General features: G+C 67.8%; 7 protein-coding genes. All 7 read left to right on the top strand.

What is annotated here, in order from left to right:
- The first annotated feature begins 15 nt into the window (after positions 1 to 15).
- The 7 genes from XnspCFBP7698_RS05870 to XnspCFBP7698_RS05835 all read left to right on the top strand — a co-directional run bounded on the left by XnspCFBP7698_RS05870 (position 16) and on the right by XnspCFBP7698_RS05835 (position 13,310).
- Positions 16 to 378, top strand: coding sequence for a response regulator (locus tag XnspCFBP7698_RS05870; RefSeq protein ID WP_039413898.1), 363 nt, complete (start codon positions 16 to 18; stop codon positions 376 to 378).
- Entirely contained in the window at positions 378 to 908 is a 531-nt protein-coding gene (locus XnspCFBP7698_RS05865) for a chemotaxis protein CheW (RefSeq protein WP_039413900.1), read from the top strand. The genes XnspCFBP7698_RS05870 and XnspCFBP7698_RS05865 overlap by 1 nt, the downstream gene beginning before the upstream one ends.
- Before the next feature lie 39 nt (positions 909 to 947).
- Complete coding sequence (locus XnspCFBP7698_RS05860) at positions 948 to 2,984, top strand: methyl-accepting chemotaxis protein (RefSeq protein ID WP_047697324.1); 2,037 nt, start codon at positions 948 to 950, stop codon at positions 2,982 to 2,984.
- Positions 2,985 to 3,097: 113 nt separating this feature from the next.
- Complete coding sequence (locus XnspCFBP7698_RS05855; RefSeq protein ID WP_123137300.1) at positions 3,098 to 10,381, top strand: Hpt domain-containing protein; 7,284 nt, start codon at positions 3,098 to 3,100, stop codon at positions 10,379 to 10,381.
- Between the two features lie 7 nt (positions 10,382 to 10,388).
- Complete coding sequence (locus XnspCFBP7698_RS05850) at positions 10,389 to 11,576, top strand: chemotaxis protein CheB (protein WP_123137299.1); 1,188 nt, start codon at positions 10,389 to 10,391, stop codon at positions 11,574 to 11,576.
- A 33-nt stretch (positions 11,577 to 11,609) separates the two neighbouring features.
- Complete coding sequence (locus tag XnspCFBP7698_RS05845) at positions 11,610 to 12,089, top strand: chemotaxis protein CheW (RefSeq protein WP_123137298.1); 480 nt, start codon at positions 11,610 to 11,612, stop codon at positions 12,087 to 12,089.
- Between the two features lie 648 nt (positions 12,090 to 12,737).
- On the top strand, positions 12,738 to 13,310 hold the full coding sequence (locus tag XnspCFBP7698_RS05835) for a GNAT family N-acetyltransferase (protein WP_104579852.1): 573 nt from the start codon (positions 12,738 to 12,740) through the stop codon (positions 13,308 to 13,310).
- The last annotated feature ends 223 nt before the right edge of the window (positions 13,311 to 13,533 follow it).

Here is a 13,533-nt window from a genome sequence, read left to right as displayed (position 1 = left end):
AGGGGGAAAGGCAACATGGCTCGAATTATATTGATCGAGGACTCGCCCACCGATCGGGCAGTCTTCAGTCAATGGCTGGAAAAAGCTGGCCATACGGTCGTCGCCACCGACAACGCCGAAGCGGGACTTGAGCTGGTTCGCAGCCAGGCGCCCGATCTGGTGCTGATGGACGTGGTGTTGCCCGGCATGAGCGGCTTCCAGGCAACGCGTGCACTTGCGCGCGACCAGGCCACCAAGGACATCCCGGTGCTGCTGGTCAGCACCAAGGGCATGGAAACCGACAAGGCCTGGGGTTTGCGACAAGGTGCCAGCGATTACATCGTCAAGCCGCCGCGCGAAGACGATCTGATCGCACGCATCAAACAACTGGTGCGTTGATGCGTTCTCCATTCGATATTCTCGAAGACTACGAGCGTCGTAGTCTTGCGCACGCCACGCCGCTGCCGGAACGTCAGTTCTCGGCCGATATCTGGCGCGGTGTGGGTTATCGCGTCGGTACCCGGCGCCTGGTCTCGGACTTCCGCGAGGTGGCGGAAATCGTGCCGATGCCGCCGGTCACCCCGGTGCCGGGCGCACAGCCCTGGCTGCTGGGCGTGGGCAACCTGCGCGGCAATCTGTTTCCGGTGATCGATCTGAAGCAGTTCCTGGAGGGCCGTCGCACGGTGCTGCAGGAAGGCCAACGCGTGCTGATCATGCGTCAGAGCGGCGGCGACGTCGCGCTGACCATCGATGAGCTCTACGGCCAGCGCAGTTTCGAACAGGCGCAGGCAGTCGAGCCCGGCGAGCTGGCCCAGGGCCGCTACGCCCACTTCATCGAGCGTGCCTTCCGCAACGAGACGCAGGACTGGGGTGTGTTCTCCCTGGCATTGCTGTCGCGCACTCCTGAATTCCGGCAGGCCGCGGCCTAAGCCGCGACCCCGCCACGTCATACAGATCGAGGTCGAACCATGAGTACCGCCCCGGACGCCCGCAAGACCAACAAGCTCGGCAGCGTCAGCACCAGCTTCTGGCTTGGCTTGCTGGTGTTGTCGATGATCGTGTTTGGCGCCAACACCGGCGTCGCCACCTGGCAGGGCAGCCGCCTGGCCGGTGCCGGCACCGGCGCGGCCGACCTGCAGGTGCTCTCGCAGCAGCTGGCCAACCAGGGCCGCGAAGCGGTGTCCGGCGACGCCAAGGCATTCGCCGCGTTCAAGGAGACCAAGGGCCGCATCGACAGCACGGTGAGCGAACTCGATGGCCGCTACGGCCAGGAAGGTTCGGTGGCCAGTTCGATGGCGCAGCTCAAGGCGACCTGGGTGCCGCTGAGCAAGAACGCCGATCAGGTCATCGCCAGCGAACCGGCGGTGCTCGGCCTGGCCGGCAACGCCGAACGCTTCTCCGGCAGCGTGCCGCAGCTGCAGGCGCAGTTGAACGAAGTGGTGCGCGCGATGACCGTCAGCGGCGCGCCCGCCGCGCAGATCTACAACACGCTGCAGCAGGTCGTGGTCGCCGGCACCATGGCGCGCCGGGTCACCGAAATGCGTGCCGGTGGCGCCAATGCGGCCGCCTCGGGTGACGCGCTGGCGCGTGACTCGGTGGTGTTCACGCAGATGCTGGACGGCCTGCGCGCAGGCAACGAAGAACTCGGCATCGCCGCGGTGCGCAACCCGGCCGCGCTTGCGGCGCTGGAGCAGTCGCAGGCGCAGTGGGCGACGATGAAGAAGGACATCGACGCCATCCTCGCCAGCTCGCGCAACCTGTTTGCCGCGCAGTCGTCGGCGGCCGCACTGACCGCTGGCTCCAACAAGATGCTCGACGACAGCAAGAAGCTGTTCGATGCGTTTTCGGCGTTCGGTTCGGTCCGCGACACCCGCCTGTTCCCGAATTTCTGGCTGGGCGTGGTGTCCGGCCTGGTCGCGTTGCTGGCCATCATCGGCTTCGTATGGAGCTCGGTGCGGGTGCGCACCCGCGAGCAGGACGTGCGCTACCAGGCGCAGGTGGAATTCAACAGCCGCAACCAGCAGGCGATCATGCGCTTGCTGGACGAAATCAGCTCGCTCGGTGAGGGTGACCTGACCGTCAAGGCCTCGGTGACCGAGGACATGACCGGCGCGATTGCAGACGCCATCAACTACGCCGTGGACGAACTGCGCCACCTGGTGACCACCATCAACGACACCTCCGCCAAGGTGGCCGTGTCGACCCAGGAAACCCAGGCCACCGCGATGCAGCTGGCCGAAGCGGCCGGCCAGCAGGCCAACCAGATCACCACTGCGTCCGAGCGCATCAGCGAAATCGCTGCCAGCATCGAACAGGTCTCGCGCAACTCCACCGAATCGGCCGAAGTGGCGCAGCGCTCGGTGGTCATCGCCGCCGAGGGTGCCGGCGTGGTGCGCGAGACGATCCAGGGCATGGACCAGATCCGTGACCAGATCCAGGAAACCTCCAAGCGCATCAAGCGCCTGGGCGAATCCTCGCAGGAGATCGGCTCGATCGTGGAACTGATCAACGACATTTCCGAGCAGACCAACATTCTGGCGCTCAACGCCGCGGTGCAGGCCGCCTCTGCAGGCGAGGCCGGTCGCGGTTTCGCGGTGGTGGCCGACGAAGTGCAACGCCTGGCAGAGCGCACCTCGAGTGCGACCCGACGCATCGAAGGCCTGGTGCAGACCATTCAGGCCGATACCAACGAAGCGGTCAGCTCGATGGAGCAGACCACCTCCGAAGTGGTGTCCGGTGCGCGCCTGGCCGAAGACGCCGGCACGGCGCTGACCGAAATCGAGCGCGTGTCCAACGCCTTGAACAACCTGATTAAGAACATCTCCATCGCGGCGCACCAGCAGTCGGCCGCGGCGACGGACATCACTCAGACCATGGGCGTGATCCGACAGATCACCAGCCAGACATCGCAGGGTGCGGAGCAGACGGCCGAGTCGATCGGCAACCTGGCCGAGCTTGCTGCCGATCTGCGCCGTTCGGTCGCCGACTTCAAGCTGCCGGCGTGACCACGACGCGGAACGGGAAAGGATCAGCAGATGGCGCGTAGTCGCATTACGTCGATGCAGGAAGTGACCGGTGACCGCAGCAGCGGTGAGCCGGCCGTTGTCAGGGGGCTGCAATGAGCGCGCTTCGCGATGCGATGAGCCACGCCGCACTGGGCTGGGTCAAGCCGGAGCTGGACGAGACCTTGCGCCAGGCGCGCAATGAGATCGAATACTTCGCCGAAGAGCCGTCCGATACCAGCCGGATGCGCTTCTGCGCGGGTTATCTGCATCAGGTGCAGGGCACGCTGCGCATGGTGGAGCTGTATGCGCCGGCCATGGTGGCCGAAGAGCTCGAACTGCTGGCCCAGGCCGTGCAGGTCGGCGAGGTCGCCGACCGCGACGAAGCCTGCGCCATGCTGATGCGCGGCACCGTGCTGCTGCCCGATTATCTGGAGCGCCTGCAGAACGGCCACCGCGACATTCCGATCGTGCTGCTGCCGCTGCTCAACGAAATCCGCGCCACCCGTGGCCAGCCCGGTCTGAATGAGAGCGTGTTGTTCGCGTTCGATCCGCAGGCCGGTGTTGCCACCGAAGCCGAGCTGGATCACGCCCGCGGCAGCCTTTCCGGGCGCAACCGCGAACTGCTCGACACCGTCGGCAGCGCGGTCAAGGAAGAACTGCTGCGCGTCAAGGATGCGCTGGACCTGCATCTGCGCACCGGCGGCGACATCGCCGAGCTGCAGACCCAGGTCAAGGATCTGGGCAGCGTTGCCGACACGCTGGGCATGATGGGCCTGGGCGTTGCGCGCAATGTCGTCGTGCAGCAGCGCGATGCGCTGGCGCGCGTGGTCGACGGCCAGGTGCAGATGGACGAAGGCGTGCTGCTGGATATCGCCGGCGCGCTGCTGTACGTGGATGCCTCGCTGGACGATCAGGTCGCCAGCCTTGGCGCCGATCTCGGCGATGGCAACGAAGCTAGCAACAGTGCCACCTCCTCGGAAGTGCGCCGCACCGTGGACGTGCTGGCGCAGGAAGCGATCGCCAACTTCGGCGCGGCGCGCGAACATTTCGTCGCCTTCATCGAAACCAATTGGGACCATGTGCGTCTGGCCGATGTGCCGCATCTGCTGGGCGAAGTCGGTGGCGCACTGCGCATTCTCGAATTGCCGCAGGCCGCCGATTACCTGGAAGGCGTGCGGCGCTATGTCGATCTGGAGTTGATCGGCAAGCAGCGCGTGCCCAGCGGCCGTCAGCTGGATACCCTGGCCGATGCGATGGCCAGCCTGGAGTACTACCTGGAAGCCCTGCGCGAGCGCCGTCCCGGCCGCGAGGAAATTCTGGACATCACCCGCAACAGCCTGGAAACGCTGCGGTATTGGCCGCTGCCGTCCGGGCAGCCGTCCGAATTGCCGGTCGGCACCGACCAGCCCGGCAGCGTTGCCGCTTTGCAGACGGTGGCAGCATCGCCTGCTGCGCACGCCGGCACGCCGGCTGCGGCGGTCAACGATGCGGTGCCTGCCGCGTCGCTGGAATGGGCCAATGAAACCGTGGTCGAGACGCCGTTTGCCGCCAGTGTCGTGCACGACACCGGCGCAGCGGCCACCGATACGGTGTTCTCGTTCGACCCTGTCGCTGCGGAAGAAACCCGCTCCGGCCAGGCGCACGTGCCGTTTACGGTCGCCCCGCTGGAATTGTCCGACGACGACGGTGCGCAGGCGCCGGGCGACTGGCACCTGGAGACCACCGGGCAGACGGCGCCGATTGCAAGCTCCGCCTTCGACCCGGTCTCGGCCGAGCAGGACAGCCACGTCGCGAGCGAGGCCGCGCAGGTCAGCTACACCGTCGACCTGAGTGCGCTGGAACAGGAGCAGGCCGCCGTCTCCGTGCCCGCCGACGAGGCACCGCTGCAGATCACGCACATCGATCTGCCGGGCGATGCCGACCAGGCCGACGCGCCACTGGACTTCATTGCCGACAACCAGGCGCGTCGCGCGCAGGTCAGCATCGACGATGCGTTCTCGCCGCCGCCGAGTCCGCCGGTTGCACCGCCGGAACACGACGACCCGTTTGTCGAGTCTACCCCTGAGGCAGACGACGCACCGGCCGAAGCGAGCGCCGAGCAGACGCCCGCGCGGGTGCAGCAGGCCACGGTCAGCGAATTCGAGCTGGACGATGCCTCGGCTGCGTTCCTGGCCCAGCTCGACGCCGCTGCTGCGCAATTCGACGTGGAGCGCCCGCAGGATGCGCCCGTGCGCGGCGACCGGGCTGCAGACGTCGCGCCCGTCGCGGTCAGCGAGCCGGCTCCGGTGGCGGCCGATGCCGGCATTTTCGGTGGCTTCGGCGACAGCGATATCGATGACGACATCCGTGATGTCTTCCTTGAAGAGTTCGACGAGGAACTGGTCAACCTCGGGCAGTTGCTGCCCATCTGGCGCGCCGCCCCGAACAGCCCGGACAACCTGCGTCCGATCCGTCGCGTTTTCCACACACTGAAGGGCAGTGGGCGACTGGTCGGTGCCAGCGTGCTCGGCGAGTTCAGCTGGAAGATCGAGAGCATGCTCAACCGCGTGCTCGACAATTCGCGTCCGGCCAGCCCGGCGGTCGTGGCGATGGTGGAACTGGCCTACGAGGTGCTGCCGCAGTTCAATGCCGCGCTGCGCGACCAGGGCCGCATCAGCGCGGATCTGCCTGAAATCCAGGCCATTGCCGAGCGCGTTGCAGCCGGCGAAGAGGTCTATTACGTGCCCGCACCGGCCACGCCGGCCGTGCCCGAGATCGCCGCGATCTCTGCACAGACCAGTGCGGTTGCGGCCAGCGGTGGCACGCCGGCCTCGGTGGACAGTGTGCTGCGCGAGATCCTCGAAGCAGAGGTTGCCACGCATCTGGACACGGTCAATGCCTGGCTGCAGGCCACCCGCGTCGCGCCGCAACTGGCGACCGAAGAATTGCTGCGCGCCGTGCACACCATGAGTGGCGCGTTTGCGATGACCGATGTGCCGGAAATCACCCTGGTGACCACGCCGGCCGAAAGCTACGTCAAGCGCCTGCTCGCTGCATCGGCCACACCGTCGTCCGAAGGCATCGACGCGATCGCGGCCACCGCCGCAGCCATCGCCACCACGGTCACTGCACTGCGCGCCGACGCACCGCTGATCCCGTCGTTTGCGCCGTTGACCGACCGCCTGCGCGCCCTGGTCGAGACCTTGCCGGAAGCGCAGTGGCCGCCGCAGGCGTTCCTGGAAGAGCTCGACGACCTCGATGCGACCAGCGACGCGGCTGCCGGGCACGCTGTGCCGGTCGAACTGACCGGCGTGGAAGATCTGTCGCAGTACCTGGATTCCAGCGCACTGCCGCCCGAGACCGCCGCACCGACGCCCGATGCCGAAGACGCGCAGCCGCAGTCGGCCGATGCGCCGATCGCAGTGGACGAACTGGCCGAGGCTGAAGCCGAGCACGATTCGGCGCTTGCATTGGACGCGCCTGCACCGCACGCCGTCGACGATGCCGGTCACGCTGCGCCACACGAACACGAACACGAGCACGAAGACGCGACTGCCGACGCTGCGCACGCAGCGAGCGATGATGCGCTGGTGCCGGTTGCCGATTCCGGGCAGCTCACCGATGCGCTGCATGGCGATGCCGCGCAGTACGAGCAGGCAGACCAGGCGGTAGCGCAGGGCGCCTACACACAGGACACGCCGGCCGACGAGCCGCTGGTCGAGGCCGATGCCTGGGATGCGACCGAGCTGCAACATGCGCAGACCGCGCCGCACGACCATGCGCCGGGCGAGCACGCTGCAGAGTCGCCGAACGAGGCAGTTGATGGTGTGTCCAGCGAGCACGACACTGATGCGACCAGCACGCAGGCAGACAGCGTTGCGGTAGACGAGCTGGCCGACGCAGAAGCTGCGTTGGGCCAGGCGCAGACGCTGGCCACGGCAGATGCCGATGCCGAAGCCGATGCCGATGCCGATGCCGAGCAGTCAACGGATGCGCAGGCTGCGCAGACGCACGACGAGCACGCAGCAGCGCGCCCGGACGACGCGGTCGAGACCATCGAAGCATTGGAAGCCGTGCACGCCGACGTTGCGTTGGACGCACAGCCGCAGGCAACCACCGCAGAAGACTGGACGCCGGAAACCGCGGCGCTGGACAGCGTGCCGTCCGACCAGGACGGCCATGCCGTCGATCAGGGCGTGCACGCACAGGCCGACACGCAGGAATTGTCTGGCGAACAGCCGGCGGACGAGGCGTTGCAGCACAGCGACGCAGCACCGCTACATGCTGGCGAAACGCTTGCGGACGAACCGCCGCATTCTGCGGACCTCGCGCAGTCTGACGAGCATGCAGCGGCGGCAGAACACGCGTCGATTCAGCACGTGGATGCGGACCAGGACGCGTCTTCGGACGCCCAGCAGTCCGCAGGCTGGCAGGTGCAGGCGGAGCAGCACGTCGATGCCGGCGAGCAGTCGCAGGCGGAGCAGCACATCGATTCCGGCGAGCAGTCGCAGCCGGACACGTCTTCGCACGAACATGCGGCCGAAGGCGAGCAGACTGCCGCATACCAGTACACCGACGCCGAACAGTCCGAAGCTCGGCACTCCGACGCCGAGCAGGCCGACGCGGAGCTTGCGCACGCCGAGTACGCACAGACTGCGCAGGCCGACGCCGACGCACTGCCTGATCACACCATCGAATCGGTGCAGGCGTTCGAAATGGCGCATGCGGCCGACCAGGTCGAAGAGACAGGCGATCCGCAATCGGACATCGCGCCGGACCTGCACGACGCATCGGCTGTCAGCGCCGACGCTCCAGTACATGCCGACGCGGATGTAGCCGGGGACGTGGGTGCCGCGACCGGGCATGCAGCACATGCCGATCACACGGATGCCGGCGCCTACACCGACGCCGGTCAGCATGCCGGCGCCGACGACGCTGCAGACCAGCACGCAGCCGCCAGCGCGCACGAGCCAGCCGACCACAGCGCCGTCGTGCCGGAAGACACCGCCGCCGCCTTCAGCGCACCGGTGGAAGATGCCGCACGCGTGGAGACCGCAGCCAACGACGTGGGCGCTGCGTTCGATATCGGCCCGCTCAACTTCGATCAGCTCGATGGCGAATTGGTCGATATCTTTGTCGAAGAAGGCCGCGATCTGCTGGACCATTGCGATGGCCTGATCGCCCGCATGCGCGAAGTGCCCGAAGACCGCGATGTCCTCAACGGACTGCAGCGCGATCTGCACACGCTCAAGGGCGGCGCGCGCATGGCCGGCATCAACGCCATCGGCGACCTGGGCCATGCGATCGAATCGCTGCTGGAAGCGGTGGCGGCCAACCGCACCGACATCGACCGCGATGACGTGCGCCTGTTCGAGCGTGGCTTCGACCGTCTGCATCAGCTGCTGACCCGTACCGGCATGCACCGCGCGGTGGCGATGCCGACCGACCTGGTGGAAGCCTTCGAAACCCGCACCCGTGGCCGCGATGCGGCCCCGCCCAGCGACGCCGATGTCCGCGCGATCGCCAAGGCGTCGGTGGAGCCGGCACCGTTGTCGGCTCCGATCCCGGTCGAGGGCCAGGCCGAAGAAGAGCTGATGCCGCGTACCCAGCAGGAACAGGTGCGCGTGCGCGCCGACCTGCTCGATCGCCTGGTCAATCACGCCGGCGAAGTGGCGATCTACCGTTCGCGGCTGGAACAGCAGATGGGCGCCTTCCGCGGCGCCATGGGCGAACTGGATCGCACCAACGCCCGTCTGCGCGACCAGCTGCGTCGTCTGGATCTGGAAACCGAAGCACAGATCGTGGCGCGCTATCAGCGTGAGCAGGACCAGGGCGATCGCACCTTCGATCCGCTGGAACTGGACCGCTTCTCCACCCTGCAGCAGCTCAGCCGTGCGCTGAACGAGTCGGCGGCCGACTTGGGCGGCTTGCAGGGCGTGCTGGAAGATCTCTCGCGTCAGTACGACGGCCTGCTGCAACAGCAGTCGCGCGTCAGCTCCGAGCTGCAGGACGGCCTGATGCGTGCGCGCATGGTGCCCTTCGATGGCCTGGTGCCGCGTCTGCGCCGTGTGGTGCGCCAGGCGGCCAGCGACACCGGCAAGCAGGTGCATCTGGTGCTGGAAGGCACCCAGGGCGAACTCGATCGCAACGTGCTCGATCGCATGGTCGCGCCGTTGGAACACATGCTGCGCAACTCGGTCGCGCATGGGCTGGAAAGCCCGGAACAACGTCGCGACGCGGGCAAGCCGGAAGAAGGCAGCATCGCGATCCGCCTGCGCCGCGAAGGCTCGGAAATCGTGCTGGAAGTGGCCGACGACGGCGCCGGGCTGGACCGCGAGGCGATCCGTCGCCGTGGCGAGCAGCGCGGCCTGATCGAACCCGGGCAGGAGCTCAGCGATGTCGAGCTGGATGCATTGATCTTTGCCTCCGGCTTCAGCACCTCCGAGCAGGTCAGCCAGCTGGCGGGCCGTGGCGTGGGCATGGATGTGGTGCGCAACGAAGTGCGTCAGCTGGGCGGCTCGGTGGATATCCACTCCGTGCGTGGCCAGGGCGTCACCTTCACCTTGCGCCTGCCGCAGACGCTGGCGGTCACACAGGCGGTGTTCGTGCGCATCGGCGAGACCACCTTTGCGGTGCCGGTGGCGTCGGTCAGCGGTATCGGCCGTATCTCGCGCACCCGCTACGAGTCGGGCGAGGGCGGTTACCACTACGCCGGCGAGGAGTACGTGCTGCACGATCTCGGCTCGCTGGTCGGCCAGGCCGCCGCACGTGCCGATGGACAGGCGCAGGTGCCGTTGCTGCTGGTGCGTGCGGGCGATCTGCGCGCGGCGGTGGCGATCGACCAGGTGCTGGGCAACCGCGAAATCGTGGTCAAGCCGGTGGGCCTGCAGATTGCCTCGGTGCCGGGCATCTACGGCGCCACCATCACCGGCGATGGCCGCGTGGTGGTGATCCTGGACGTGGCACCGCTGGTGCGTCGCTACCTCAGCCAGCCGGCGCGTCCGGCCCTAGAAAGCCCCGCCGAAGCACAGCGGCAGGTGCCGTTGGTGATGGTGGTCGACGACTCGCTGACCATGCGCAAGGTCACCAGCCGCGTGCTGGAACGCCACAACCTGGACGTCACCACCGCCCGCGACGGTGTCGAGGCACTGGAATTGCTCGAAGAGCGCGTGCCCGACCTGATGCTGCTGGATATCGAAATGCCGCGCATGGACGGCTACGAGCTGGCGACCGCGATGCGCGCCGATCCGCGCTTCAAGGCGGTGCCGATCGTGATGATCACCTCGCGTAGTGGCGAGAAGCACCGCCAGCGCGCCTTCGAGATCGGCGTGCAGCGTTACCTGGGCAAGCCTTACCAAGAGTTGGATCTGATGCGAAACGTGTATGACCTGCTGGGGATCGCCCGTGTCCGAGACTAATGGCGCAATGGGAACTCCGGTTGCCCTGCTGGGCCGGCCCGGTCAGGCGCGCGAGCGCCTGCGCGAAGCGCTCGGCCTGGCCGGTGCGCAGGTGGTGCTGGAAGACGAACCGTCTGCAGTCGACGTGCAGATGCTGCGCGACGCCGAGCCGGTGGCGGTGCTGGTTGCACTGGAGCCGGCCATCGAAGACGCGCTCGAAGCGCTGGAGCCGGCCTTCAACATGCCCGGCGTGACGGTGATCTTCGACGAAGCCGAGCTCACCGTGCGGCGCGAGGGCTGGGAAGCGCAGCGCTGGGTGCGCCATCTGGCTGCCAAGCTGCACGGCCACGCCGACGTGCTGCCGCCGGGCACCGAAAGCGAGCCCTCGCTGCAGCCCGAGCCGGGCCTGGCGCTGGAACCACGCCAGCATTCGGACCTGCAGCTGGATCAACATCTGGAAGCCGCCGCGCACGCATTCGAGAACATGCCGGGCGATGCGTTGTTTACTCGCACGGCCGCGCAGGCCGGGACCCCGGCCGCCGCCGACACGCCCGGCCTGACGCTGGGCGATTCCAGCACCTGGGGCCTGGTGGACGACGTCACCGTGGTGGTGCGCCCGCGCGCCGAGCTGGACGTTGCAGCCTTGTCGACCGGCGGATTGTCGCTGGTGGATCTGGAACACAGTGGCGAGGTGACCGGCGCGGTGCTGGTGATGGCCGGGATCGGCGGACCGGATGCGATCCGTCGCCTGCTGGCCGCGCTGCCGCCGCAGTTTCCACGCGCGGTGCTGGTGCGCATGACCCTCGACGGTGGCCAGTACGGCAACCTGGTGCGCCAGATGGGGCGCGTGTCGGCGCTGCCGGTGGAGTTGGGCGAGGCTGGCCAGGTGGTCGCCCCGGGGAAGGTCTATGTGCTGTCCGACGACGTCGGTGTGCAGCAGCACGCCGGCGCGCTGGCCTTCGTGGCGCACAGCGATGCTGCCGGGCTGATTGCCGCGCTGCCGCCCGGCGACAGTGCGGTGCTGCTGCTCAGCGGCGCCAACGAGGCGCTGGTGGACGCATCGTTGGCATTGGCCGGGCAGGGCGGCTGGCTGGCGGGTCAGTCTGCCGATGGCTGCTACGACCCGGCCGCTGCCGCGCGCCTGGCCCGGCAAGGCATCCTGACCGGCGATCCTGCGCAGTTGGCGCAGGCGTTGGCACAGCGTTGGCCGGCGTAAGCCGGGCGCTCCCTTTCAGATCGGAAACCTGCAATGAGCTACGCCAACAATGACGAAATCCGCGGCGTCCTGATTCAGGCCGGCACCGAACGGGTGCTACTGCCCAACGCCACGGTGGCCGAGGTGATGTCGCGCGTGGCGGTCGAAGCGCTGCCGGACATGCCGCGCTGGGTGGTCGGGCGTATCGACTGGTACGGCTGGAAGGTGCCGCTGCTGTCGTTCGCGCGCTTCAGCGGCCTGGGCGATGAACCCACTGCGGTCAACAACAAGGTCATCGTGCTGAAGGCGCTGGGCGGCAATCCTGCGCTGCCGTATTTCGCCTTGCTGACGGCTTCGTTTCCGCAGCTGATCTCGGTGCCGCGCGGCGGCCTGCTGGCCGACGCCTCGGAAGAGGCGCTGCCGGACGGCGTGCACATGCGCGTGCTGCTCGGCGAGCAAAGCGCGTTGCTGCCGAACCTGGATGCCATCGAGTGGCAGGTGGCGCAGGCGCTTGACTCGGCTGCTGCCGCCTAAGAGCGTTCAACAAGACCACGGCGCTCGCCGCCATGCGGGCGCGGCCGGCGCGCGGAGTGGGCATGGACCATACATACACGTCGGTCCTGTGCGCCGTGCGCACGTGGTTGGCGACGGCTGGCTGGGTTGTGTCGGGCACTCCAGGGTGGCAGGCAACAGCTCCGCACCGCAGCTGCCAAGCCTGCGCAAACGCGGCCCGCAGCGGCCACGGCTCATCTGCACGGCGCGCCTGACGCACCGCCCTCGTGCCACGCTGGCCGGTGCCGACCAGGCGTTGCCAGCCACGCCGTTTGAAATCCGGATCGATACGGCGGGTGCAGACCGGCGCGCAGGCGTGTGCCTGGGTAGCCGGCGCAATGGCCGTGTCGCGGCCGCATCTACGGCGCGCTGGTTGGTGGATGGCCGGCTTCGTGGGGCAGATATCCACACACCGGCGTATGCCTGGGTAGCCGGCGCAATGGCCGTGTCGTGGCCGCATCTACGGCGCGCTGGTTGGTGGATGGCCGGCTTCGTGGAGCAGATATCCAACACGCAGGCGCGTGCGTGGGTGGACGGTGCGATGGCCGTGTCGTGGCCGCATCTGCAGCGTGCTGGTGGATGGATGCCGGGCGTCGTGGAGCAGACAGTCAACACTGTAGGGGAGCGGCCATGAGCCTGCCCGCTTTTCGCCCGGTGTGCCGCGACGATGGCATGGTGCTCTCCGACCTGTCCGGTGTGGATCCGCTCGCCGTGGCCGGGTATCACGCACGCAACCGGGCGCACCTGGTCGAGGCGATGCCGTTGCGGCCGCCCGCGTTCTACACCGCCGAAGGGTGGCGCCGGATATGCAGTGCGTACCGCATGTCGGTGCCCGGCGAGCGCGAGTTGCAACTTGTCCTGCAGGCCGGGCAGGAGGTGATCGGCACGGTGGGGTTCACCCAGATCCAGCGGGGCGCATTTCAGGCCTGCCATCTCGGTTACGGGCTGGATGCCGGCTGGCAGGGGCGCGGTGTGATGCAGTGGGCGGCCACGCAGGGCATCGCTTTCGTGTTCGGCCCGCTGGGGCTGCACCGGGTCATGGCGCAATACGTGCCGGACAATGTGCGTAGCGCCCAGGTACTGGCGCGGCTGGGCTTCCAGATCGAAGGCCGCGCGCGTCGCTACCTGCAGTTGAACGGCGTCTGGCGCGACCATGTGCTGACCAGCCTGTTGCGCGAGGATGCGGAGGGTGGCGAGGGCTGATGCGCGATGCGCTTCGTGCTACCGGGCAAATCGCGCCGATGGCGCGGCTCCTCATGAGTCGTATCGGAAGTACTGATTTGCGTTTCGCGTGTGCCGCGTGCGCTTGGGCAACTGCTTGGCTTTGATGACGAGGTGGCGCAGTGCGCCCGCGCAAGCGTGCGCAGGTCCGGCGACGGTGCGTCGACGGCAGCCCAGACGGTGCGCTGCATCGTGATTCGGGCGC

It is taken from the genome of Xanthomonas sp. CFBP 7698 (assembly GCF_003600855.1).
Lineage (GTDB): Bacteria > Pseudomonadota > Gammaproteobacteria > Xanthomonadales > Xanthomonadaceae > Xanthomonas > Xanthomonas cannabis.
Note: the sequence above shows the minus strand (reverse complement) of the source record. Positions and strands in the feature narration are given on the sequence as shown.

Excerpts from the sequence above, each read along its gene's own strand:
- XnspCFBP7698_RS05870 (WP_039413898.1), top strand. The coding sequence starts at position 16 with ATGGCTCGAATTATATTGATCGAGGACTCGCCCACCGATCGGGCAGTC.
- XnspCFBP7698_RS05865 (WP_039413900.1), top strand. The coding sequence starts at position 378 with ATGCGTTCTCCATTCGATATTCTCGAAGACTACGAGCGTCGTAGTCTT.
- XnspCFBP7698_RS05860 (WP_047697324.1), top strand. The coding sequence starts at position 948 with ATGAGTACCGCCCCGGACGCCCGCAAGACCAACAAGCTCGGCAGCGTC.
- XnspCFBP7698_RS05855 (WP_123137300.1), top strand. The coding sequence starts at position 3,098 with ATGAGCGCGCTTCGCGATGCGATGAGCCACGCCGCACTGGGCTGGGTC.
- XnspCFBP7698_RS05850 (WP_123137299.1), top strand. The coding sequence starts at position 10,389 with ATGGGAACTCCGGTTGCCCTGCTGGGCCGGCCCGGTCAGGCGCGCGAG.
- XnspCFBP7698_RS05845 (WP_123137298.1), top strand. The coding sequence starts at position 11,610 with ATGAGCTACGCCAACAATGACGAAATCCGCGGCGTCCTGATTCAGGCC.
- XnspCFBP7698_RS05835 (WP_104579852.1), top strand. The coding sequence starts at position 12,738 with ATGAGCCTGCCCGCTTTTCGCCCGGTGTGCCGCGACGATGGCATGGTG.